Origin of the sequence: Streptomyces sp. 840.1 (assembly GCF_003751445.1) — a bacterium.
Lineage (GTDB): Bacteria > Actinomycetota > Actinomycetes > Streptomycetales > Streptomycetaceae > Streptomyces.
The window spans coordinates 2,092,062-2,115,638 of record NZ_RJUU01000001.1; the positions used below are offsets into that span (position 1 = coordinate 2,092,062).

General features: G+C 70.8%; 17 protein-coding genes. 8 read left to right on the forward strand and 9 right to left on the reverse strand.

From position 1 onward, the window contains the following. Positions 1-23: 23 nt before the first annotated feature. The 7 genes from EDD93_RS09615 to eccD form a co-directional block, all read right to left on the reverse strand. On the reverse strand, positions 24-452 hold the full coding sequence (locus EDD93_RS09615; RefSeq protein ID WP_123524748.1) for a YbaB/EbfC family nucleoid-associated protein: 429 nt from the start codon (positions 450-452) through the stop codon (positions 24-26). Positions 453-525: 73 nt separating this feature from the next. Next, positions 526-3,975, reverse strand: coding sequence for an AAWKG family protein (locus tag EDD93_RS09620; protein WP_123524749.1), 3,450 nt, complete (start codon positions 3,973-3,975; stop codon positions 526-528). A gap of 184 nt (positions 3,976-4,159) precedes the next feature. Beyond that, positions 4,160-4,669: a type VII secretion system-associated protein gene (locus EDD93_RS09625; protein ID WP_123524750.1), complete on the reverse strand. Its 510-nt coding sequence runs from the start codon at positions 4,667-4,669 to the stop codon at positions 4,160-4,162. Positions 4,670-4,841: 172 nt separating this feature from the next. Next, on the reverse strand, positions 4,842-5,171 hold the full coding sequence (locus tag EDD93_RS09630) for a WXG100 family type VII secretion target (RefSeq protein WP_123524751.1): 330 nt from the start codon (positions 5,169-5,171) through the stop codon (positions 4,842-4,844). A gap of 88 nt (positions 5,172-5,259) precedes the next feature. Next, positions 5,260-5,616, reverse strand: a complete 357-nt coding sequence (locus EDD93_RS09635; RefSeq protein WP_123524752.1) for a hypothetical protein — start codon at positions 5,614-5,616, stop codon at positions 5,260-5,262. Between the two features lie 395 nt (positions 5,617-6,011). Then, positions 6,012-7,460 (reverse strand): type VII secretion protein EccB, encoded by a 1,449-nt coding sequence (gene eccB / locus EDD93_RS09640; protein ID WP_123524753.1) that lies wholly within the window; start codon positions 7,458-7,460, stop codon positions 6,012-6,014. 21 nt (positions 7,461-7,481) lie between these two features. Next, positions 7,482-8,882, reverse strand: coding sequence for a type VII secretion integral membrane protein EccD (eccD, locus tag EDD93_RS09645; protein WP_123524754.1), 1,401 nt, complete (start codon positions 8,880-8,882; stop codon positions 7,482-7,484). Between the two features lie 537 nt (positions 8,883-9,419). Between eccD and eccCa the strand changes: the two genes are divergently transcribed. After that, a complete protein-coding gene (gene eccCa / locus EDD93_RS09650) occupies positions 9,420-13,394 on the forward strand; it encodes a type VII secretion protein EccCa (RefSeq protein WP_123524755.1) in 3,975 nt (1,324 codons plus the stop codon). A gap of 40 nt (positions 13,395-13,434) precedes the next feature. Here the strand turns inward: eccCa and EDD93_RS09655 are convergent, their stop codons facing one another. Further along, positions 13,435-14,643 carry a S8 family serine peptidase gene (locus EDD93_RS09655; protein WP_123524756.1) on the reverse strand — a complete coding sequence of 403 codons (1,209 nt, stop codon included), beginning with the start codon at positions 14,641-14,643 and terminating at the stop codon, positions 13,435-13,437. A 251-nt stretch (positions 14,644-14,894) separates the two neighbouring features. Between EDD93_RS09655 and EDD93_RS09660 the strand changes: the two genes are divergently transcribed. The 6 genes from EDD93_RS09660 to EDD93_RS09680 all read left to right on the forward strand — a co-directional run bounded on the left by EDD93_RS09660 (position 14,895) and on the right by EDD93_RS09680 (position 22,215). Then, a complete protein-coding gene (locus EDD93_RS09660; protein WP_123524757.1) occupies positions 14,895-18,203 on the forward strand; it encodes a right-handed parallel beta-helix repeat-containing protein in 3,309 nt (1,102 codons plus the stop codon). Between the two features lie 351 nt (positions 18,204-18,554). After that, positions 18,555-18,719 (forward strand): hypothetical protein, encoded by a 165-nt coding sequence (locus tag EDD93_RS39555; RefSeq protein ID WP_185092260.1) that lies wholly within the window; start codon positions 18,555-18,557, stop codon positions 18,717-18,719. Positions 18,720-18,729: 10 nt separating this feature from the next. After that, a complete protein-coding gene (locus EDD93_RS09665) occupies positions 18,730-19,023 on the forward strand; it encodes a Dabb family protein (RefSeq protein ID WP_123524758.1) in 294 nt (97 codons plus the stop codon). Positions 19,024-19,325: 302 nt separating this feature from the next. Next, positions 19,326-20,177 carry an RNA polymerase sigma factor SigF gene (locus tag EDD93_RS09670; protein WP_123524759.1) on the forward strand — a complete coding sequence of 284 codons (852 nt, stop codon included), beginning with the start codon at positions 19,326-19,328 and terminating at the stop codon, positions 20,175-20,177. A 234-nt stretch (positions 20,178-20,411) separates the two neighbouring features. After that, a complete protein-coding gene (locus EDD93_RS09675; protein ID WP_024489092.1) occupies positions 20,412-21,278 on the forward strand; it encodes an RNA polymerase sigma factor SigF in 867 nt (288 codons plus the stop codon). Between the two features lie 58 nt (positions 21,279-21,336). Next, on the forward strand, positions 21,337-22,215 hold the full coding sequence (locus EDD93_RS09680) for a hypothetical protein (RefSeq protein WP_123524760.1): 879 nt from the start codon (positions 21,337-21,339) through the stop codon (positions 22,213-22,215). Positions 22,216-22,258: 43 nt separating this feature from the next. Here EDD93_RS09680 and EDD93_RS09685 read toward each other — a convergent pair whose 3' ends face one another. Beyond that, positions 22,259-22,471, reverse strand: coding sequence for a hypothetical protein (locus tag EDD93_RS09685; RefSeq protein ID WP_123460542.1), 213 nt, complete (start codon positions 22,469-22,471; stop codon positions 22,259-22,261). A 574-nt stretch (positions 22,472-23,045) separates the two neighbouring features. Between EDD93_RS09685 and EDD93_RS09690 the strand changes: the two genes are divergently transcribed. Continuing rightward, positions 23,046-23,567 carry a MarR family winged helix-turn-helix transcriptional regulator gene (locus EDD93_RS09690; RefSeq protein WP_123524761.1) on the forward strand — a complete coding sequence of 174 codons (522 nt, stop codon included), beginning with the start codon at positions 23,046-23,048 and terminating at the stop codon, positions 23,565-23,567. Positions 23,568-23,577: the final 10 nt, after the last annotated feature.

The following is a 23,577-nucleotide window of genomic DNA, read 5'->3' on the forward strand; positions in this document are numbered from 1 at the left end:
CCTCCCTGGTTCGCTTCCTGGAGTCAGTCGGTGTCTTCGTGGATCTCGTCGTGCAGCCGGGCCGAGGAGCGCCTCCGCCCGTCGGCCGGATCGTCCAGTGCCGAGCCGAAGGCCCGGTCCCAGTCGATGTCAACGCCCCTGAGGCCGGTCGCGCCACCGCCCGACCGCGTCAGCGGCTCGAAGACCTCGATCACTCTACGGGCCATCCGGGAACGCCCCTCCTGGACCGCCTCCATCACGGAGGCGGCCAGTTGAGGTCCCGTCATGTTCAGGTACTTGTTGTCCGGGAACTTCAGCGCCGTCAGCTCACCCTGCGGGCCCACGGTGACCTCGACCGCGCGGTCCCGTGAACGAGTGGTGGCCGAGGCCTGGCCGAGTTCTCCCTCGGCCCGCACGACGGCCTCCTGCACCGCCGTCAGTTCGGCCATGGCCTGGGCCAGCTTCGCTTCCATCGACTCGCTCAACGGACACCTCTCCGAATGCTGCTGTGGATACGTTCGCGCCGGGGGCCCGCCCCGGTAGCGGTCATCGTCCGATCACCGCGGGGGCGCCGCCCTCGTCCGTGCCCCATACGTCCTCGTCCTCCGGGACCCACGAGTCACGGGCACGCTCACCGCTCTCGGTCTGGGTCCGGCCGGAGTCGCCGCCCGCCCCGGCGCCACCGCCCATCGGCGCGAGGAAGGGGGTGCGGCCCGCGGTGGGGCCGCCGGCCGCCACGCGCACCTCGTCGTCCGCGTACCGGCCGCCGCGGGGAGCGCCCGCGCCGGGACGGGGGCGGCGGTTGTTGACCACTTCGCCGTCGATCACGTTACGGACGCGCTCGCCGGAGTCGGACTGGCCGCCGCCCTTGCCGCCCATGCCACCTCCCATACCGCCGCCCATACCGCCGCCCATGCCGCCACCGCCGCCCGTCGGCGAGCCGGCCGCGCCCGTGCCGCCACCGGCCGCCGCGCCCGAGCCGCCCATGCCGTCGGCGGTGGGGCCGGGGAACGGGCCGCTGTTCAGGAACGGGCGGTTGTGGCTCGGCGCGGCCGCCGCGTCCGCGCCCCCGCTGCCGCCCAGGGGCGATTCGTAGGGGTTCTCGTCGAACAGCTCCTCCTCGTAGGAGGGGGAGTCGTACGAGGGGGCCGTGAAGTCGAGCGAGCCGTTGTTGAGGTGGCCGGAGCCGAAGGACGAGCCGGAGTCGTCGAGGTATCCGGAGGTCGTCGAGCCGTCCGGGTGGGTGACCGTGGTGGTGCCGGTGTCCGGGTTGACCGTCTGGGTGGAGCCGTCCGGGTAGTCCGTGACCACGTTGCCGCCGGGGTCCAGGTGGGTGGTGCTGCCGCCTGGGTTGGTCAGCAGGTCGCCGGTGTTGAGCGGGCCCGAGGTGGTCGAACCGTCGGGGCTCGTCACGGTCGAGGAGTGCGTGACCGGGTCGATCGTGGTGGTGGAGCCGTCCGGGAACTCGGTGATCACCCGGCCGCTGGAGTCGATGTGCGACTCGCCGCCGCCGGGGATGTCCAGCGCGCCGTCGTTGACGGGACCGGAGATGTGGGTGGACGACAGATCGGGCAGATCGCCGCCGTTGAGGGTTTCCCGGCGGGTGTTGTCGTACTTGGCCTCCGCCTCGGCCTGCTTCTTCTCCTGCTCCTGCCGGACCTGGTCCTGCTTGGTCTCGGCCTCCTTCTGCCGCTGCTCCTGCTCGGACCGGTACTGGTCCTCCTTGGCCTCCTGCTCCTTGCGGATCTGGTCCTGCTTGGCTTCCTGCTCCCCCTGCTTGGCCTCCTGCTTGGCCTGGGCCTCGGCCTGCTTCTGCTCGGCCTCCTTCTCCTTCGCCTCCTGCTTGGCCTCCTGCTCCGCCTGCTTCTTCTCCTGCTCCTCCTGCTGCTGCTCCTGGCGCTCCTCCTGCTCGGTGCGGATGCGGTCCTGCTTCTTCTCCTGTTCGGCCTGCTTGGCCTCGGCCTCCTTCTCCTTGGCCTCCTGCTTGGCCTCCTGCTCCTTCTCCTTCGCCTCCTGCTTGGCCTCCTGCTCGGCCTGCTTCTGCTCCGCCTCCTTCTCCTTGGCCTCCTGCTCCGCCTTGGCCTGGGCCTCCTTGGCGTCCTGCTCCTTCTTCGCCTTCTCCTGTTCGGCCTTGGCCTGGTTCATCTGGAGGATCTGCATGTTCTCCGAACGAGCCTGTGCCGCAGCCTGCTTGGCCTCCTGCTCCTTGCGGATCTCCTCCTGCTTCTTCTCCTGCTCGGCCTGCTTGGCCTCCTGCTCCTTCTCCTTGGCCTCCTGCTTGGCCTCGGCCTCCTGCTCCTTGGCCTCCTGCTTGGCCTCCTGCTCCTTCTCCTTCTCCTCCTGCTTGGCCTCCTGCTCGGCCTGCTTCTGCTCGGCGGCCTTCTCCTTGGCGTCCTGCTCGGCCTTGGCCGCCTTCTCCTTCGCCTCCTGCTCGGCCTTGGCCTTCGCCTCCTTCTCCTCGGCCTCCTTCTCCTTGCGCTCCTGCTCCTCCTTGGCCGCCTTCTCCTTGGCCTCCTGCTCGGCCTTGGCCTTGGCTTCCTTGGCCTCCTGCTCGGCCTTGTCCTTCAGCCGCTGCGCCTCCGCCTTGGCGGCCTGGTCCTTCTGCCACTGGATGAACGCCGCCTGCTTGGCCGCGGCGTCAGCGGCGGCGGCCTTGGCGTCGGCATCGTCCTTCGCCGCCTTCTCCTCCGCGACGTCGGCCTTGTCGTCCTTGTAGTCCGACTCAAGCGTGCCGCTGGTGCCCCGGGACTTCACTTCCCCCAGGTCGAAGCTGCTGTTGCTCCAGCTGTTGCGCACCTTCTCCATGGCGGCGATCGCGGCCTTGTCGAGCTGGTCGATGACCGTCTGCTGCCACATCTCGACAGCCTTGTTCCCAATGTTCAGCCAGGTCCCGAGCTCCTTGAGCTCACCGAACTCAGCCGCCGGGACGACCAGTTCCCCGTCATAGGACGAGATCTTCTCGATGGCGGCCTTGTTGTCGAAGCCCGCCTCGGCGATGTAGTTCGTGTAGTAGGACTCCCCGGCAGGCTCGATCTCATAAGTGATCTTCGTTATGTTGTTGTCCCACACATGGTTCATCACCGCGGTGAGCAGCTGGTTCAGCAGGATCAGCGGGTTCCCGTACCTCCATTCCCACTTCATCCACGCGTTGTGCAGATCTACGACGGCATCGCTGAAGTCCTTCTTGGCCGCCCTGATCTCGTTGCCCTGCTTCGAATAGCCGGTACCCGAGGTCATGTCCTCGGCATAGTCCGAGTACTGCTTGTTCACCTTGTGGACCAGGTCCCAGAAGACACCTGCGGCCTTGCCGCGCCAGGCGTCGTTCTTCTCCTTGCCGACCCTGCTCTGCCACTCCTCGACCAGCTTGTGCTGACTGGCGAAGAACTGGGCGACCCGGTCGAAGGAGCCGGCCACCACGTCGAAGTTGCCGAGGGTGACGGAGTCGGGGTCGTCCACCGACTTGCCGCCCCAGCTGAAGCCGTAGGTGCCGTACTGCTCGTTGTTGCGCAGCTCCTCCAGCGCCAGTCCAGTGCCGAAGGCGTACTGGGTGACCGGCGTGGTGTCCCAGGTGGGCTTGCCGTCCATTCCCAGGTGGCCGTCGATGTGGCTGGAGAACTGCCCGCCCTCGAAGTACCCCTGGCTCGGGCTCTTTCCGCCGCCCGAGTTGCCGAGCATCGTGATCCGCGCCTTGTGCATCGTCACGTCGGATCCCTCACCACCGGAGGAGTGGTAGAAGGGGATGACGAAGTCGGTGCTCTCGATCTTGTAACCGGCGTTTTCCGTCAGCCAGTTCATGTCCTCGGTGTCGACGTAGTCGACATAGCCGACGTCGGAGATCTCCACCTTCATCAGCGGAATGCCCTCGTTGCCGACCAGGGTGTCGAAGAGGTCGCTCCTGGCCGGCGCCTTGTATCCCGTGAAGAAGTGGGCCGCCTCGGCCCACTTGTCGTTGGCACTGGTGAGTTTGTTGGTGATCTTGCTGGAGTCGAGCGCCATGCCAGGATGCCTTTTCGGTCAGGGCGGATGATGAGGAGAACGGGCCGGGCGGTTCCGCCCTGCGGGACAGCCTTGGGGCAGCGCGCCGCAACGACCCCGCGCATCACGCGGTCATGACGCCTTCACGGGGAATCCGCGGCGGGCAGCGCGGGCCGGCGTTGCCGCGGGGACTCGGTCGTCGTCATCAGTCGTCGTCATCGTCGTCCCCGCCGCCCTTCGAGTCACCGGTGCCTTCGGAGAGAATGTCGTCCACGCCCTCGAAGAAGTTGACGAACTTCTTCCCCTCGATCTTCTCCATGTTGTCGTCCTGGGTCTTGAACATCTCGTCGATGGTGTCCTGGAGGTTGTCCTCGATCTCCTCGAAGAGCTCGATCTGGAACTTGAGGATCTCGTCGATCTGATCGACCATCGCGTTCAGGGACTTGATCAGGTAGCCGCCGTTGGTCCGGCCGTCCTTGTCACCTGCCATCACGCCGATGGCCAGCGGCACCTTCTGCCCGTCGTAGAAGCCGTGCGCCTTCTTCGAGCCGTCGTCCCCGCCCTGGAGGTTGGGGATACCCGGCACCAGCACCCCGTCCGGGGCGTTCCCGTCCTCCCTCACCTTCTTGATCGAGGCGAGGAACGGAACGACGTCCTTGTCGAGAAAGCTCTGCAGCCAGGCCTTGTTGAGATTGACTGCGGGTTTGTCGGCCATTGCGCACTACTCCTGTTTTCCTTGGGTTTCCACCGGCTTCGGGGCGTTTCGCGGATCTCCGTGGGGCATCGGCGCACCGCCCCACGGAAGCGGGCGGCCGCTCGCGTGACGCACACGCGGGCGGCCGCCCGAAGAGACACAGGGGGCGTGTCGCCCTACGACAGTCCCTGGGTCAGCTGCCGATGCGCACGCTCTCCCACAGCGAGGTCAGGGACTTCTCGCTGTACTGGTAGGTGTCGGAGACGTCGTTCAGCAGGGCCGAGTTCTCGGCGAGGATGCGCTTCATCTCCTGGACCGCGTGGTCCCAGGCCGCCTGCTTCTCGCCGTACACCGCCTTGTCGTCACCTTCCCAGGTGCGCTGGAGCTCCTGGAGCTCCGCCTCCAGGTTGGTGAGGATGCTGTCGATCGCCTTGGTCTGGTGGACCATGTCGTCGGCGGCGTTCTGCATGTGGGAGTAGTCGACGTAGATCTGGCCGTCGGTGAAGTCAAGCGGGGGGGTCATGGTCGTCCTCGTCTCGCGGCGGTTGCTTCGGGTAGGGGGTCGTGCCGAGCCCGGGTGGCGGTCACAACGCCCGGTGCGGGGGCGGTCGTCAGCTGCCGGCCGTCGAGCCCGCCAGGGCGTTGAAGATCTCCTCGGCGCGACTCTGTGCCTGCTGGATGGACTCGTTCGCGGTGGACTGCTGGATGCCCTGCGCGCGCATCGTCTCCTCCAGCGTCCCGATCATGTCGCGAAGGTTCTTGGAGATGATCTCCGCCTGCGAGTCCCACCGGTCGAGCAGGTTCTGGAACGCGCCACCGTCGCTTCCCGCGTATCCGGAGGACAGGTTGTGCTTCATGTTCTCCACGTCCTGCCGGCTGTTCTGGACGCCGCTGAAGGCCATTTCCAGAGCCGTGACACCGTTCTGTGTCGCTGACGCCAGTGACTGCTGTCCGCCTGTACCTGCCATATGCCTGTGCCTCCTGGAGTGTCACGCCGCCGGTCACAAGATCCGGGCGGCGCGATGCGTGTACGGACGCGGCCGGAGGACCGGCGTCCGGACGGGATGGACAAAGGGAGCCTAAGGACAGGTGAGTTGACAGCTCAATGGCCTGAGTCACCCTTTCCGCTCCAACCCGGTGTTTCGGCCGATTCGTGAGAGGGATTCGGCCTCGACGTCAGTTGTGTCCCTTTACGTGGGCGTAGTTGTGCTTTCACCTACCAGGACGCCCATCGTGCACGTCCCGTTTCGCCACCGCGGGGACTTTCTCTCGCGTCACACGATGTTCATCTCCCCCGCCACCACGATGTGCCACTCGCGCGTCACGGTGCGGTGCGCCGTGCGACGTTCCTGTTTCCGGGTGCTCACTTGCGCTCGCAGCGCGGCGTCGTGTTCGCGCTCCGGCCCATCGCGGCGGCCTCCTTCGTCAGGTCCGGGCCCGTCGGCAGCATCGCGAGCAGCGGCGCGGGCAGTCCGCGCGCCTGGGCCTGCGAGTAGCCGAGCGCCGTGAGCGCGTCCACCGTCCCCACCCGGTACTTCATCCCGGTGTCCGTCACCAGGTAGACCGTGGTGCCGAGCGGGCTCCCGCCCGCCCCGAGCGCGCGCACCAGGGATCCGGCGCCCGGCTGCACGGCGACCGTGCCGACCGGCATGCACGCCGGGGTGAGCCCCTCGGGCGGCGCCTGCGAGGCCGGGCCCAGGGCGCCCGGCGCGGTCATGGCCACGCTGATCCGGGGGCCGCGCTCGCCGGGCTCGACCCGTACGCAGACGGTGCGGTCCTCGCCGAGGGCCACCGCTTCCGGCGGCGCCGCGGGCAGGTCCGGGTCCTGTGCGCTCTCGCCCGCGCCCGGGGCCAGCCGGCCGCTCAGCACGTCCGCGCCCAGCGCGGTCACCTTGGCCGCGCCGCCCCCGTACACCTTCTGGCGGGTCTCCGGGTCGCCGAGCACGAGCGCGGCGCCGGTCGCGGTGAGGGGGCTCAGGCCCTCCTTGCGGAGCAGGTAGTAGCGGTCGGCGGAGCCGGGCACGGTGACCCGGAACACCTCGCCGACGCGGGTCTTCCGGCCGCCCAGCGAGGGCCCATCCTGCCCCTTGCCGGGCACGTCGGGCGCGCTGAGGTCGGGCCCCGAGGGCAGGGCGTTCAGGAAGGGCGCCGAGACGGGGATCCTCGGGGTGGTTCCGTAGCCGAGGGCCTCGCGGGCGCGGCCGTCCGCGTCGAGCCGGAGCTTGCTGCCCCGCCACACCAGATAGCCGGCCTTGTCCGGGCCCGTCACCAGCATCGCCTGGTCGGTGGGCAGCCCCGCCGCGTCGGCCTCCACGCCCACCGCGACGGTGGTGGCCGTCGACGCGGTCGCACCGCCCGAGCAGACCTGCCACGGTCCGGTGTCCAGGTCCGTGCTCGCGGGCAGCGCGTCCGGCGCACCGCTGATCCCGATCGGCGCCCCGTGCGGCGTACCGCTCAGGGAGCCGCTGCCGACGGACGTCGCCTTCATGTCGGCGCCCCCGAGCAGCCGCGCGGAGGCGTAGTTGCGCACCGGGCGCAGCCGGCCGTCCAGGTAGAGGTAGCGGGAGCCGGTGTCCTTGTTCACGACGAGGGTCCCGGCCGTGCGCCAGGAGTCCGTGCTGCCGGGCTTGAGCAGACCGAGGACGAACGACCCCGCCGTCAGCAGGACGGCGATGACGATACCGATCACCACGCCCCGGTTGGTCCGGCCCTGCGGGCTCTCGGGGGCGTCCGGATCCGCGCGCAGCATGCCGGAGGTGAGCCGGCCCATGACGAACATGTGCGCCTGGACCTGGTCGCGTTTGGACTGCATCGCAGCGTGTCTCCCTTCCGGTCAGCCGTTGATGGACCGCAGGGCGCTGTACACGCCGAGCACCCAGAGCGCGAGCGGCAGCATGCTGATCGCGAGCGCCGAGTGCAGCAGTTCCCCGGCACGGCCCCAGTACGGCACGAGCCGGCGCCCGGGGACGGTCCAGGCGGCGATCGCGACCGCCGCCGTCACGGCGAGCAGCCCCGCGGCCGTCACCAGCCGGTTGGCGGGCGAGGCGGCCGGGGCGGCGACCAGCACCAGCAGGATCAGTCCGCTCACGCCCGGGACCACCAGCGACATGCGCTGCCAGATGTTGCCCAGTCCCCGTGCGTGCAGGATGAGCAGCAGGGACAGGGCCACCGTCATGATGATCTCGGCGAGTTCGTCCTCCCGGCCCAGTACGACGACGCAGCCGAGGCCGACGACACCCACCGCCCCGTACAGCGCGGTCATCCAGCCGTCGGCGAGCACGGCGCGGGCCGAGACCACCGAGGTGGCGTGCGGCTCGATGCCCTCCTGGAGCTGCTGGGCGTTGGTCGGCAGCGGTGGCATCCGCATCCCGGACATCCGGAAGGCCAGTGAGGGCACGAACGCGCCGAGGATCACCGCCAGGACGGCGACGATCCCGGCGGCGTGCACGGGTGCCAGGTCCGTCACGATGAGCAGCACGGCGACCAGGGCCGCGAACGCCGAGACGACGGCGACGCCCAGGAACAGCGCGGCGAACGCGGCCACGACGGCGAGGGCGAGGACCGCCCCGCCCGCCGCTGCGGCGCCCGCGGCGAGCAGCCGCGCGCCCAGCGTCTCGTACGCGTGCGGCCCGCTGAGTTCACCGCCCGGCAGCAGCCAGCCGGCCAGCGCCAGGTAGGGCGCCACCATGAAGCCGAGTGCGGCCCCGGCGCCGGCGTCCCCGACCGCCCGGCTCGCCGCGCCGGCGCCCGCGAGCAGCAGCAGGCCCGCCGCGGTGGCGAACACGGCCCGGGTCAGCGCGGAGCCGCCGGGCCACGCGATCACCACCATGCCGCCGACGAGCACCGCGACCGCGATGCCGAGCAGGACCCAGCGGCTGACCTTGGGGGTCCAGCCGTAGGGGTGGTCCCGCATCGTGGTGGAGATGCCGTCGACCAGGTCGTCCAGGTGCACCTCGGGCAGGGCGTCGGTGCGCGGTCTGAGGTAGAGGGTGTCGCCGTCGCGCAGGCCGTAGGAGTCGAGGGTGCGTTCCTCGTCCAGGGGTTCGCCGCCGAGCCGCTGGAGTACCCAGCCGCCGTGGTCGATGCCGGCCTCTTCGAGGTTGTCGCCGGCGTATCCGAGCACCGCCGGCAGCAGGTCCGACACGGGGACGTCGGCGGGGACGGCGAGATCGATGCTCCTGGCCGGGGCTCGTACCGTCAGACGGCACAGCTCGGCCACCTGAGTGTCAGTCATCGGGATGGCTCACGCTTCTCCGGTTACTGCTGAGAACGGGCAGGGGAACGCGGACTGACTGACCGCCGGAATTCACTGGTGCCGGGCGCGTCCCAAAGCCCCGGGAAAGGGCCGGTTGTTGGCGGTCGCCGTAATGATCGTAGTATCAGCCGCCTGTTGTGGGCGATGTGGCCCATGGCACCGGATGTGATGTGACCGTCGGCGCACCAGGTGTCCGACGCTGAATTCGGCGTGGCGAATGGCACGGGAGGCCGCGTGACAAATTCGCCGCGTGACAAGGAAACCGGCGTGGTCCGGACGGTGCCCCGGCCTGCGGTACGACGTGGCGCCGGTCTGCCGGCCGGTGGCCGCACGACCCGGCAGGGCCGTGATTCGGCCCGGACGGGTTGCGGCGAGACTGTGACAGAGCGCCGCGCCGACATGGCGGTGCGGGATGCCGGGTGCCGGTCGTACCCGGCCCGGCACCGACGAGGGGCGACACCGGCGCCGTGCCGCCCGCGCTCCACCCCTGCCCCGTAAGGAGACGGTTCCTTGAGTGTGGTCCTGTTCCGCCGACCGGCCCGACGCCGGGGCCCGGAGATGCCCGGCGGGGAGCTGAATCTCCAGGAACCGCCGGTCCTCCCCGAGACGGTGCCCGACACCTCCGCCGTGTGGACGTATCTCCCCATGGCGATGATGTCGGTCTCCATGATGTTCATGTTCATGCGGCCCGGTATGACGCGGGGCAGCGGCGGGTTCATCTACATAGCCCTGGGCATGATGGTGCTCGGCGCCGCCGCGATGTTCATCGGCCAGTTCATGCGCAAGGCCGCCGAACGCAAGCAGAAGCTGAAGGGCGAGCGCCGCGACTACCTGCGCTATCTCACCCAGATCCGGCGCAAGGTGCGCGGCGCCGTCGTGGACCAGCAGCGGGCCCTGGCCTGGCGCCACCCCGAGCCCGCAGCCCTGTGGTCGATGGTCGGCACCACCCGGCTGTGGGAACGCCGTCCGCGCGACGAGGACTTCGGCGAGGTCAGGGTGGCGGTCGGCGAGCAGAAGCTCGGCCTGAAGCTGAATCCGAACTCCAGCAACCCCGTCGAGGACCTGGAACCGCTCAGCGCGCACGCCCTGCGCAGCTTCATCCGCGCCTACTCCACGGTCCCCGAGCAGCCCATCGCGATCTACCTGCGGGCCTGGGCCCGGGTGCTGTTCCGGGGCGACGAGGAGCGCACCCGGGCCGTGGCGCGGTCCCTGGTCGCCCAGCTGGCCACCTTCCACTCGCCGGACGACGTGTGGATCGTGCTGTGCGTCTCCGACGAGCGGCGCCCGGACTGGGAGTGGACGAAGTGGCTCCCGCACAGCCTCCACCCGCACGACACGGACGGCGCGGGCCCGACCCGGATGACCGTCTCCGCCCTGGGCGAGCTGGAGGACCTGCTCGGACCGGAGTTCATGGAGCGGCCCCAGTTCGACCCGGACGCCGTACCCGGGCGCGAGGAGCCGTTCACGGTGATCGTGGTGGACGGCGGCACCGTCCCGGCCGGTCACCGCGCGGACGGTGCAGGCTTCCGCAACACCGTCGTACTGGACCTGGGCGGCGCCCTCACCTGGCGGCCCGGCCGCAGCACGCTCCGCTTCACCGTCGCCGAGGGCGACCTGGGGCTGGTGCGCACCGACCGCGAGCGCAAGGAGCAGACCACCACGCTCGGCAGCCCCGACAGCCTCGGGCTGGTGGGCGCCGCCTCGCTCGCCCGGCGCCTCGCCCCGTACCGCATGGGCCTGGGCACCGCCTCGGACTCGTCCGAACCGCTGTCCGCCAACGTCGAGCTGACCGCCCTGCTCAACATCCCCGACCTGCACCGCCACGACCCGGAGACGCTGTGGCAGCAGCACACCGGCCCCAACCGGCTGAAGGTGCCGATCGCGGTCGGCGCGGACGGCGAGCCGGTGGAGCTGGACATCAAGGAGTCCGCCCAGGGCGGCACCGGACCGCACGGCATGCTGATCGGCGCCACCGGCTCCGGCAAGAGCGAACTGCTGCGCACCCTGGTCCTCTCGCTCGCCCTGACGAACTCCTCGGAGACGCTCAACTTCGTCCTCGTGGACTTCAAGGGCGGTGCGACCTTCCTGGGCCTGGACGAACTCCCGCACACCTCGGCCGTCATCACCAACCTGGCCGGTGAGGCCGCGCTCGTCTCCCGCATGCAGGACGCCCTGCACGGTGAGCTGATGCGCCGCCAGGAACTGCTGCGGTCGGCGGGCAACTACACCTCGGCGCTCGACTACGAGAAGGCCCGCGCCTCGGGTGTGCCGCTGGAACCGCTGCCCAGCCTGTTCGTCGTCGTCGACGAGTTCAGCGAGCTGCTCGCCGCACACCGCGAGTTCATGGAGCTTTTCGTGATGATCGGCCGCCTCGGCCGGTCCCTCGGGGTGCACCTGCTGCTGGCCTCGCAGCGTCTGGACGAGGGCCGGATGCACCAGCTGGAGAGCCATCTGTCGTACCGGATCGGTCTGCGCACGTTCTCCGCGATGGAGAGCCGCGGCGTCCTCGGTGTGCCGGACGCCTACCAGCTCCCGCCGCAGCCCGGCAGCGGCTACCTGAAGTCGGGCGTGGAGGCGCTGACCCGCTTCCGGGCCGCGTACGTCTCGGGCTCCTACCAGCAGCGCCGAGGCAGCGCCAACCAGGCGCGGGTGGCCAGCCAGACCGTGCCGTGGACCAACAGCTACGTCGTGCCGCGCCAGTTGCCGGACGCCCCGGAGCCGGAGCCCGCGCCCGACCAGGAGGAGACCGCCGACACCCTGCTGTCCGTGGCCGTGGAGCGGCTGCTGACCGCCGGGCCGCCGGCCCACCAGGTCTGGCTGCCGCCGCTGGATCTGCCCGCCACCCTGGACCAGGTGCTGCCGCCGCTCACCCCGGACCCCGAACTCGGCCTCACCTGCGCCGGATCACCCAACCGGGGCCGGCTCACCATCCCCATCGGCATCATCGACCGCCCCTTCGACCAGCTCCGGGACCTGCTGACCGTCGACCTCTCGGGCGCGGGCGGGCACATCGCCATCGCGGGCGGCCCGCAGAGCGGCAAGAGCACGATGGTGCGCACGATCATGGCCTCGCTGGCGCTCACCCACACCCCGCGCGAGGTGCAGTTCTACTGCCTCGACTTCGGCGGTGGCACACTGGCCGGGCTGGCCGGACTGCCGCACGTCAGCGGGGTCGCGGCCCGCCTGGACACCGAGCGGGTCGGCCGTACGATCGCCGAGGTCACCACGCTCCTCGCGGAGCGCGAGCGGTTCTTCCTGGACAACGGCATCGACTCGATGGCGAACTTCCGGCGCCGGCTGGCCGCCGGGGAGTTCCCCGAGCACCGGCACGGCGACGTGTTCCTCGTGATCGACGGCTGGTCGACCGTGCGCCAGGACTTCGACCGCTACATCCAGACGTTCGGCGCGATCGCCGCCCGGGGTCTCAACTACGGCATCCACCTGATCGTCACCACTGCCCGCTGGGTGGAGCTGACCTCGTCCATCCGGGACCAGGCGGCGACCCACCTGGAGCTGCGGATGGGTGACCCCATGGACTCCGAGATCGACATGCGGCGTGCCGCGACCGTACCGAGGCTGCCGGGCCGGGGCCTGACCCGGGACGCCAAGCTGCACTACCTGACCGCGCTGCCGAGGATCGACGGCGCGGAGTCGGCGGACGACCTGTCCGACGGCGTGGCGGGTCTGGTGGCGGCGGTACGGGAGAGCTGGCTGGGCCCGCCGGCCCCGCCGGTGCGGATGCTGCCGGCCAAGCTCCGGCTGGCCGACCTCCCGGCGCCCAAGGGCGACTTCAAGATGCCCATCGGCCTGGAGGAGGAGCGGCTGTCCACGGTGTGGCACGACTTCTCCGAGACCCCGCACATGATCGTGGTCGGCGACACCGAGAGCGGCAAGACCAACATGCTGCGGCTGACGGCCAAGGCCATCATGGACCGGTACAGCCCGGCCGAGGCCCGGATCATGGTCGTGGACTACCGGCGCGAGCTGGTGGAGGCGATCCCGGACGAGTACCGCCTGGGCCACGCGGTGTCGATGGACGCCCTGAAGGAGCTGATCGCGGGCGCCGCCCGCGCGGTCGCGGCCCGCGTGCCGGGCCCGGAGATCAAGCCGGCCCGGATGCGCACCTGCGACTGGTGGGACGGGCCACGGCTGTTCATCCTCGTGGACGACTACGACATGCTGGGCACCAGCGCGATGAACGCCCCGTTCGACCCGCTGCTGAACCACCTCGCCCTCGGGTACGAGGTCGGCCTGCACCTGGTCGTCGCCCGCTCCGCCGCCGGCGCGGGCCGGGGCCTGAACGAACAGATGCTGCGCCGCATGCAGGAGGTCAACACCCCGACACTGCTGCTGTCGTGCCCCCCGTCGGAGGGCTTCATCATGGGCAGCGTCAAGGGCCGCAACCTGCCGCCCGGCCGGGGTACGCGGGTGACGCGGCGCAAGCAGATCCAGGTGCAGACAGCGGTGCTGGAGGACGACACCGCGTCATAACGGGGCCGCGAGGACGGGGCCGGCCACCGGGCCGGCCCCGTCAGCTGCCCGCCGGCCGCCAGTTCCGGGCCCGGCCGCGCGGGATGATCACCGCACCGGCCGCCACCAGCAGCACCAGACCGCCGCCCACACCCGCGATGACCAGGGCCCGGGTGCGGGGCTGGGTCGGCGGCGGGGGCGGGAGCACCGCCCGCTGCTGCTTGGGCGCCGCGCCCTTGGCCTCGGTCAGTACGGCCGTCAGCGCGGCGTACGGGTCGAGCCGGGGCGGCGTCGCCGGGTAGGCCGCCCCGGTCAGCCGGCGCGAGACCTGGGCGGCCTTCAGCTCCGGGTAGCGGGCGCGCACCTGCGCCGCCGCGCCCGCGACGTGCGCGGCGGCGAACGAGGCGCCCGAGCCGATGAAATGGCCCGAGCCCTTCGGCCCGATGCTCACCACCACGTCACCGGGCGCGGCCAGGTCCACCCCGCTCACCACCGGCGCGTTGGTGGGCCGCCCCCCGTCCGGGCCGTAGTCCGTCACGGACAGCGCGCCGGGCGCCGCCGCCGGCCAGTACCAGGGCGCCGGCTCCGTGTTCCTCGGCAGCGCGTCCGGCGCCGCCGGGGCCACCACCAGCGCGTCCTTGCCGCTCGCGTACGCGACGGCGTCCGTCAGCTGCGCCTTGCCGCCGTCCAGGGCCACGGCCACGTAGATGACGGAGACCCCTTCGTCCGCGGCTTGGCGTATCGCCTCGGCGACCCGGGCGGCCGTCGTGACGCCACGCTCGTCCGTGCCCCGCACGGCCAGGATCCGGGCCTTGGGCGCCAGCCCCGCCGGGCCGCCGTCCCCGCCGGGCTTCGCCGCGATCAGACCGGCCGCGAAGGTGCCGTGCCCGACGCAGTCCTCACCGGCCGCACCCAGCGCGCTCACCCGTCCCGACAGCGCGGGCGCCGCCGTGGCGACGCCCGTGTCCACGACCGCGACCGTCGTCCCCGCGCCCTGGGAGAGCGGCCGGGCGCGGGAAGCGCCCAGGACTCCCATCGTCCAGGGCTCGGCCTGGGCCTTCTTGCCGGAGGCGACGGCGCAGGTGTCGTCCTCCGCCAGGACGGACCGCACGACGGGCAGCCCCACGGAGTCGGCCGACGCGGGCGCGGCCGGCACGACACCGACGACGCCCAGCGCGGCCGGGATCACGGTCATCAGCAAGGTGGCGGCCACGGCCGATGCGCGGGGGTGACGGCGGAGGCGAACTCGGGCACGGGGCATGGCGCGCATGATAGGCGCCGGAGGCCGGGTCGCGCGGACCGGGACATGGCCGGCGGCCGTCCACCGGGTGCGCGGCCTGGCGCCGCCGCCGGCGGATCCGGTCCGAACGGGGCTGTCCCTCCTGGAACATCGCGCCACCGTTCCCGTAGCCTTCAGCGCGTGCGCACAGCCGTACGTACCCCGGACGCGAACCAGTCCCCGGCCGGTCCCCTGGGTGGGAGAGGCACGCGGCGGCGGCACCACAGCGAGGAGGACCGAGCGTGTCACGGCAGTTGCTCAGGGTCGGGTCGGAACAGCCGGACGGCTTCCGGACGATCGGTGATGCCCTGGACAAGGCGCGCACGGGTGCGGTGATCCGGGTCCACCCCGGCCGCTACCCGGAGAACCTCGTCGTCAGGACGCGGGTCACCATCGTCGCCGACGGCGATCCGGGCAGCGTCGAGATCTGCCCGCGCCGGGGCACCGCCGTGGTCCTCGTCGCCGACGCCGTCATGCTCACCGACCTGACCCTGCGCGGCGGGAGCGACGACCTGCCGGTGGTCGACGTGCCGCGCGGCCAGGTCGCGATGGACGGCTGCACGGTCATCGGCGCCGGCTGGACGGCCGTGCTGGCCCGCGAGGAGGGCTCGCTCGCGATGCGCGACTGCCGGGTCAGCAACCCGAAGGGCGCCGGGGTCGTGGACTCCGCGCCCACGGGCAGCGTCATCGCCGGCTGCCTCATCGAGAACCTCGGCACCTCCGGCGTCGTCATCGGCGCCGAGGCGCGAACGACCGTACGGGACTGCCGGATCCGCGACGCCCGCGCCAACGGCGTGCTGACCTCCGACGAGGCGCAGGGCGTGGTGGAGGACTGCGACATCTCCGGCACGGACAAGCCGTCCATCGCGCTGGAGGGCCGCAGCGGCACCAGGGTCCTTCGCACCTCGGTGCACGACACCTCCGTCGGCGTCTACATCACCAGCTCCGCCCGTCCGATCCTGGAGCACGTCGCCGTGTCCGGCACCTCGGGCCCCGGCATCATGCTGGCCGCGAGCGCCGACCCCGAGTTCCTGAACTGCCGCACCGCACGCACCGGCGGCAGCGGACTCGCCGTCACCGAGCGTTCCCGGGGCACCTTCCAGGACTGCGAGTTCGACTCCGCGGCCGCTCCCGCGATCCGGGTGATCAATTCCAGCGCGCCCACCCTGACCGGCTGCGCGGTACGCGACTGCGCGGACACGAGCGGCGCCGTGCTGCTGGAGGAGGATTCCTCCGCGGAGTTCGACGACCTGCTGGTCGCGGACGCGGCCGGGGCCGGCATCCGGATACTCACCGGCGCCAACCCGCTGCTGCGCCGCGCCCGGGTCACCTCGCCGGGCGGCCACGGCGTCGAGGTCGCCGAGGACGGGCGCGGCCGGCTGGAGCACTGCGAGATCGACCGGGCGGGCGGCTCCGCGGTACGGATCGCCTCCGGCGGCAACCCCGAGATACGCGACACCGTCATGCGGGCGGCGACCGACACCACCGTGTCCGTCGGCTCGGAGGGCCTGGGCGCCCTGCGGGACTGCCGGATCGAGTCCGCCGTGGCCGGCGGCATCACGGTGGACTCGGGCGGTGAACTCACCGTGGTGCGCGCGCACATCACCGACTGCGGCGCCCACGGCGTCATGCTCTCCAACGGCTCCCGCGCCACGCTCACCTCCTCCCAGGTCATCGGCAGCGTCGGCGACGGCATCCGGATCGACAGCGCCGAGGCGATCACCGTCACCGGCTGCACCGTCCGCGACAACCGGGGCGCGGGTCTCAAGCAGACCCGGGTGAACGAGCGGCTCACGGTGGAGGACCTCAACAGCGCCGGCAACGTGGCCCCGGACGCCTGGGGCGACACCCTCCCGCCGGACGCCGCGAGCGGTGGGCCCGGCGAGCCGGCCAAGGGGCCCAGGGGCCCGCTGGAGGAGCTGGAGTCGCTGGTCGGCCTCGCCGAGGTCAAGAGCCAGGTGCGGACGCTCGTCAACCTCACCCAGCTCAACGAGCGCCGCGCCCAACTGGGCATGCCCGTTCCGCAGATGAGCCGCCACCTGGTCTTCTCCGGCCCGCCCGGCACCGGCAAGACGACGGTGGCCCGGCTGTACGGCGGCATCCTGGCGGATCTGGGCGTACTGCGCTCCGGTCACCTGGTGGAGGTCTCCCGGGCCGACCTGGTCGCGCAGGTCATCGGCGGTACGGCCATCAAGACGACCGAGGCGTTCAACGAGGCCATCGGCGGCGTCCTGTTCATCGACGAGGCGTACACGCTGCTCTCCGACAGCAAGGGCTCCGGCGCCGACTTCGGCCGGGAGGCCGTGGACACGCTGCTGAAGCTGATGGAGGACCACCGCGACGAGGTGGCCGTCATCGCCGCCGGCTACACGGGCGAGATGGCCGCCTTCCTCTCCTCCAACCCGGGACTGGCCTCCCGCTTCACCCGCACCATCGAGTTCGCCAACTACGAGGTCGGCGAACTGGTGACGATCACCGAGAACATGTGCGCGGCCCACCGCTACGCGCTGGACCCGCGGACCCTGGACACCCTCGCCTCGCACTACGAGCGGATGCCGCGCGACGCCTCGTTCGGCAACGGCCGCGCCGCGCGCCGCGTGTTCGAGGAGATGGTGGACCGGCAGGCGCTGCGGCTGAGCTCCATGAAGAACCCGGCGGAGAGCGACCTGACCCTCCTGCTGCCCGACGACGTGGGGCCGGACGCCGGAACCCCGGCGGACACCGGCCCCGGCTCCGAGGAACTGCTCGGCCGGCTCCACGCCATGATCGGTCTGACGGCGGTCAAGAACGAGGTGACCGCCCTGGTCAACCTGCTCAGTGCGACCAGGCAGCGGCGGGCCGCCGGACTGCCCACGCCGAAGATCAGCCAGCACCTCATCTTCTCCGGCCCGCCCGGCACCGGTAAGACCACGATCGCCCGGCTCTACGCCGACCTGCTGCGCTCCCTGGGCGTCCTGCCCAAGGGCCAGCTCGTCGAGGTGGCCCGCGCCGACCTGGTGGGCCGCTACGTCGGGCACACGGCCCAGCTCACCAAGGAGGCGTTCGAGAGCGCGCTGGGCGGTGTGCTGTTCATCGACGAGGCGTACACGCTCACCCCGGAGGGCGCGACCTCCGACTTCGGCCGGGAGGCCGTCGACACGCTGCTGAAGCTGATGGAGGACCACCGCGACGAGGTCGTCGTCATCGCCGCCGGCTACACGCGCGAGATGCGCCGCTTCCTCGACTCGAACACGGGTCTGGCCTCGCGGTTCTCGCGGACGGTGGAGTTCGAGAACTACTCCACGGACGAGCTGCTGGAGATCCTGTCCAAGCAGGCCACCGGCTACGGCTACGACTGCGACCCGGAGGCGCTCACCGCGCTGCGCGGCTACATGGACGGCCTGACCCGCGACCAGTCCTTCGGCAACGCGCGCACGGCCCGGCAGATCCTGGAGACGATGATGACCCGGCAGGCCGGCCGGATCGGCGCGATGCCCGCGCCGGACCTGGACGACCTGCGGCTGCTGCTCCCGGAGGACCTGCCGCCGGAGACCGCCGGCACGCTGCGCTGAGCGCGCGGGCGGGGGAGGAGTCAGGTCGGGGGAAGCGGCATCGGGGGGACAAGCCGCTCCCCCCGATGAGAACAGGGCCTTACAGTCCTCGCCGCGATCGGGGGGTATGCCGCGGCGAGAACCCCACAGAGGGGCCCTGTTCCTCGCCCTGCGGATCTTCTGCCACATCCGCCGGGCTCGTCATCCATGCTGCCTCGTGCCGGGGGCCACATGGGCGGGCGAAGGGCCCCGGTCACCGGGTCCTTGGTCCCTAAAGTCCGGATGAGTGATCGGAAACACCACGTGGATACGGCCATTCGTGCGGATAGACTCGCCCGACCGCGCAGGGGATCGAAGGGGTGTCAGGGGCCGATGGTGCAAGCGAAGAAGATCGCTCTCTACTTGATAGTCGTCTTCGTGCTCTACACGATCATCACGTCCCCGGCCCGTGCCGCGGACCTCGTCCAAGTAGGCTTCGAGGGCGTTTCGAGTGCCGCGCAGAGCGTCGGTGACTTCATGTCCGAGCTCGTGAAGTAGGAGTACCCCCATGATCCGCCATCTGGTCCTGTTCAAGCTGAACGACGGCGTCGAGCGGGACGACCCCCGGGTCGTCGCGGGGGCCAGGGCCTTCCAGGAGCTGGCGGGCAAGGTCCCCGGCCTCGAGTTCTGGGAGTGCGCCTGGAACATCACCGACCGGCCGATCGCGTACGACTTCGCGATCAACTCCGCCGTCGCCGACGAGGCCGCGCTGAAGAGCTACATCGAGCATCCGGCCCACCAGGCGGCCGCCGGTCAGTGGCGCGAATTCGCCACCTGGGTGATCGCCGACTACCCGTTCTGACCCCTTCGGCCCTGCGAGCCCCTCACCACAGCGGTGAGGGGCTTTTCTTTGTGTTTAAACCGATTCGATGTCAACACGGCGCAATAGGGTGCTTGCACATAGTGGACATGTCTTGTGATGCTATGACCGCTTTTGACGGATGAGTTGACCGAAGTTGACCGCAAAGGGGTGGCGTCACCGTGCCGGCCAGTACAGCGCCTCAAGTGCCTCCCCAGACCGCCCAGCCACCGCAGCAGCAGGCACTGGCGCAGTCACCGCAACAACCGCCTGCACAGTCACCGCAGCAGCCGGTGCCGCAGTCGGTGCAGCAATCACCGCAGCCGTCGGCGCAGCAGGCGGTGCAGACGATCGAGACCGAGACGCCCGACGACACCGTCACCCCCGCCAGGACCAGGGGCGCGGACACCAGGGCGCTCACCCAGGTGCTCTTCGGGCAGCTCAAGGGGCTGGAGCCGGGCACCGCGGAGCACGGCCGGGTCCGGACGGCACTGATCGAGGCGAACCTCCCCCTCGTGCGCTACGCGGCGGCCCGGTTCCGCAGCCGCAACGAGCCGATGGAGGACGTCGTCCAGGTCGGCACGATCGGCCTGATCAACGCCATCGACCGGTTCGACCCCGAACGGGGTGTCCAGTTCCCCACCTTCGCCATGCCCACCGTGGTCGGCGAGATCAAGCGGTACTTCCGGGACAACGTGCGCACCGTCCACGTACCGCGCCGGCTGCACGAGCTCTGGGTCCAGGTCACCGGCGCCACCGAGGACCTGACGACCGCCCACGGCCGCTCGCCCACCACTGCGGAGATCGCCGCCCGGCTGAAGATCTCCGAGGACGAGGTGCTGGCCTGCATCGAGGCCGGGCGCTCGTACCACGCGACCTCGCTGGAGGCCGCCCAGGAGGGTGACGGGCTGCCCGGACTGCTCGACCGGCTCGGCTACGAGGACCCCGCCCTGGCCGGTGTCGAGCACCGCGACCTGGTCCGTCACCTGCTCGTGCAGCTGCCCGAACGCGAGCAGCGGATCCTGCTGCTGCGCTACTACAGCAATCTGACGCAGTCCCAGATCAGCGCGGAACTGGGTGTGTCGCAGATGCATGTGTCAAGGCTTCTTGCCAGAAGTTTCGCCCGACTTCGATCCGCAAACAGGATCGAGGCGTAACCGGAACGGGTAGACCGTTCCTTGGGCATTCCCGCCCCGCCACATGCGGCAAACCCCTTGTTAACTGCACAGACTCACCCAAGACTTGTCGACAAGTCACTACAGCGTGTTGCCGACATGTGACATTCTGCGGGAACCGCGTTTGCCGCCGCCTCGCTTCCGGTATTCAGGTGGAGGCTGCGTTCCTCCGATGGTCGCGGCCACCGCGACCGTCCGCGACCTCAAGGGGGTGGCATGTCCGCAGAACAGGGCAGCTCGAAGGTGCTCACGCTCACCAAGAGCGCACCCGCACCCGTTGTGCTCACCAGCTCGTCGGAAGCCATCGACACCCGCACGCTGTCCCGCTCGCTGTTCGTGCGGCTCGCCGCACTCGGCCCCGCACCGGGGCCCGATGGAACGGACAGCCCGGAGCGGGCCTATGTGCGGGACACACTCATCGAGCTCAACCTGCCGCTGGTGCGTTACGCCGCGGCGCGGTTCCGCAGCCGCAACGAACCCATGGAGGACATCGTCCAGGTCGGCACGATCGGCCTGATCAAGGCGATCGACCGGTTCGACTGTGAACGCGGCGTGGAGTTCCCGACGTTCGCCATGCCCACGGTCGTGGGTGAGATCAAACGCTTCTTCCGCGATACCTCGTGGTCGGTACGGGTGCCCCGCCGGCTCCAGGAGCTGCGGCTCGCCCTCACCAAGACCAGCGACGAGCTCGCCCAGAAGCTCGACCGCTCGCCGACCGTTCCGGAGCTGGCCAAGGCGCTCGGGGTCTCCGAGGAGGACGTCGTCGACGGCCTCGCCGTGGGCAACGCCTACACCGCCTCCTCGCTGGACTCCCCCTCGCCCGAGGACGACGGCGGCGAGGGCTCGCTGGCCGACCGGCTGGGGTACGAGGACTCGGCCCTGGAGGGCGTCGAGTACCGCGAGTCCCTGAAGCCGCTGCTGGCCAAACTCCCGCCCCGGGAGCGGCAGATCATCATGCTGCGGTTCTTCGCCAACATGACCCAGTCGCAGATCGGCGAAGAGGTCGGCATCTCGCAGATGCACGTCTCGCGCCTGCTGACCCGGACGCTCGCCCAGCTCAGGGAGGGGCTCATCGCCGACTGATTCCGTGTGCGGCCGCACACGGGTTTCGATTTGACGGGCCGTCAGCCACACTGACGCGATGCGACGTCAGACATTCGGTCCGCACGGCCGCCGGGGCACCCTGATCGCCGCCTCGGCGGCCGTGCTGTGCCTGGGCGGCTCCCTGGCAGGCTGCGGCGACGGAACGGGCGGCGAGGGCTACACGGCGGTCGGCGCGGCACAGTCGGGCCCCGGAAGGACCCCTTCGGGGGCGGTGGCGCCCTCGGGGAAGGTCACGCTGGTCCCGCTGGACGGGGACCGGCGCGGGGGCGGCGACGGGAGACCGGGGAGCACCGCACCCTCGGGCTCACCGGGCTCACTGCGCTCACCGGGCTCATCGGCCAAGGGACGCGGCACCGGAGGGCCGGGCGCACCCGGTACGCCCGGCCGTACGGCGGACGGCACCGGCTCGGGCACCGGCACCGGCTCGGGCGGAGGCGGCACGGGCCCCACAGGCGGCTCCGGCGGCTCCAACGGCTCCGGAAGCGGCGGCTCCACCCCGTCCGGCTCCAACGGCCCGGGAGACTCCGGCAGCTCGGGAGGCTCCAACGGCTCCGGCGGCTCCACCGCCCCCGCCACCCCGCCCGCGCCCGGCTCCACCGCCCCCGCAGGCCCAGCCGTGCTGAAGGTCGGCGCTCCCGGCCGGGCGGCGGCGGACCACCGCTGGTGCGAGAAGGTGACCGTGGAGTTCCGCAACACCGGTGGCTCACCGGTGCGTTCGGGCACCGTCACCTTCGCCACGCACATCATCGGCGGTCTCGGCATCGACTGGGCGACCCGGGAATCGACAGCGCCGCTGCCCGCGCCGATCGACGCGGGAGCGGCGCGGAAGAAGACGTACACCGTCTGTATGGACGACTGGCGGGTGCCCCTGGGCATGCATGTCGAGACCCGGGACGTCACCGCCGTCTGGAAGTGACGGGCTGGAAGTGACGGATGGGACGGGGTGACCGGAGGGCCGGTCAGCCCAGCGCGAGCCAGGCGACCGCGCCGAGAACGATGATCACCGCGACGACGGCGGCGATCAGTCCGGTCCTCGGGCCGGACGACACGGCCGCGGGCTGCTGCCGGCGCTGCGGCTCGCCCTCGTCGACGAAGGCGCGGAACATCTGCGTGTTGCCTGCCGGGTCGCTTGTGCCCTCGGGACCCTGCGGGGCGTGGGGGTTGTGTGCCATGTCGCAGGACCCTAGCGAACTCGGCGCGGGCGCCCAACCCCCGGGGCATTGAAGGCGCGAGGCCGCAGCGGGGCAAACGGTGCGCAAGCGCCGGGTGGGACTCGGGCGAGGACCGCGCGAGGGGCGGGGACGGCACGGGTGTGCGACGGGGAATCCGCCGGGCCCACCGGACCCCGCACCGCGCCCCGAACCGCCCCCGGCCCCTCCCCCGGCGCGCAACACCGCTGCGTCCCGGGCCACTTGGGCGTCACGGCCGTCCCCGCCCGCCCGCCTTCCCGTATATACGCGCGAAGGACGACCGCGCACCGTTCGCCGGCCGCGCGGCAGCGCCGGAGGGGTGTCCCGGCCCACCCGGAATCCGGGTCGCGGACCGCGTCACCCGAGCCCCTGGTGTGGCAGGAGACACATCCCGTTCCTTACACACCGCAGACGCTGGGGCTTTGACTTCGCCCCTACTCAGCCTTTTGGGTTCCTTTACTTATGCAAGCCCTATTTCGTTTGCCTGCAGCAACCAACGGCTTCTATGGTTGCCCTAAGCAACAAGATGACCGGTGTGATGATGTCTGGGGGTCCCGTGGCCGCACGGAGTCAGTACGAAGAACTGGCCCGGCAGCTGAGCGCCATCGGCGCCGTGAAACGAGGACTCGCACGCACCCTGCCGGCCGAGTGTCCTGCGGGCTCAGCGGCCGTACTGGCTCTGCTGAGCCGGCACGGCGAGATGCGGATCAGCAGTCTGGCCGAACTGCTCGACGTCGACATGTCGGTCACCAGCCGACATGTCGCCCATGTAGCGGAGCGCGGCTGGATCGAACGGTCCCCCGACCCGGCGGACAAGCGTTCCCGGATCCTGCGGCTGACCCCTGCGGGCGTGGGCGTGCTCTCCGACCTGAACTGCCGGACCACCGAAATGTTCGCCCACCACCTCCAGGATTGGTCCGACGAAGAGGTCGGGCAGCTCAACTCCTTGTTGGCCCGGCTGCGCGACAGCTTCTCCTGTCGCGGTTCCGGCGGGTGCGCCCCCGGAAGGCACAGCGGCGACTGCCGCTCCCGGCCGGCCGACAACAACGACGGCTCGTACACCCGTACACCCGTGTAACAGAAGCAAA

Excerpts from the sequence above, each read along its gene's own strand:
- EDD93_RS09680 (WP_123524760.1), top strand. The coding sequence starts at position 21,337 with ATGCGACGTCAGACATTCGGTCCGCACGGCCGCCGGGGCACCCTGATC.
- EDD93_RS09630 (WP_123524751.1), bottom strand. The coding sequence starts at position 5,171 with ATGACCCCCCCGCTTGACTTCACCGACGGCCAGATCTACGTCGACTAC.
- EDD93_RS09655 (WP_123524756.1), bottom strand. The coding sequence starts at position 14,643 with ATGCGCGCCATGCCCCGTGCCCGAGTTCGCCTCCGCCGTCACCCCCGC.
- EDD93_RS09665 (WP_123524758.1), top strand. The coding sequence starts at position 18,730 with ATGATCCGCCATCTGGTCCTGTTCAAGCTGAACGACGGCGTCGAGCGG.
- EDD93_RS09685 (WP_123460542.1), bottom strand. The coding sequence starts at position 22,471 with ATGGCACACAACCCCCACGCCCCGCAGGGTCCCGAGGGCACAAGCGAC.
- EDD93_RS09620 (WP_123524749.1), bottom strand. The coding sequence starts at position 3,975 with ATGGCGCTCGACTCCAGCAAGATCACCAACAAACTCACCAGTGCCAAC.
- EDD93_RS09635 (WP_123524752.1), bottom strand. The coding sequence starts at position 5,616 with ATGGCAGGTACAGGCGGACAGCAGTCACTGGCGTCAGCGACACAGAAC.
- eccD (WP_123524754.1), bottom strand. The coding sequence starts at position 8,882 with ATGACTGACACTCAGGTGGCCGAGCTGTGCCGTCTGACGGTACGAGCC.
- EDD93_RS09625 (WP_123524750.1), bottom strand. The coding sequence starts at position 4,669 with ATGGCCGACAAACCCGCAGTCAATCTCAACAAGGCCTGGCTGCAGAGC.
- EDD93_RS39555 (WP_185092260.1), top strand. The coding sequence starts at position 18,555 with ATGGTGCAAGCGAAGAAGATCGCTCTCTACTTGATAGTCGTCTTCGTG.
- EDD93_RS09675 (WP_024489092.1), top strand. The coding sequence starts at position 20,412 with ATGTCCGCAGAACAGGGCAGCTCGAAGGTGCTCACGCTCACCAAGAGC.
- eccB (WP_123524753.1), bottom strand. The coding sequence starts at position 7,460 with ATGCAGTCCAAACGCGACCAGGTCCAGGCGCACATGTTCGTCATGGGC.
- EDD93_RS09615 (WP_123524748.1), bottom strand. The coding sequence starts at position 452 with ATGGAAGCGAAGCTGGCCCAGGCCATGGCCGAACTGACGGCGGTGCAG.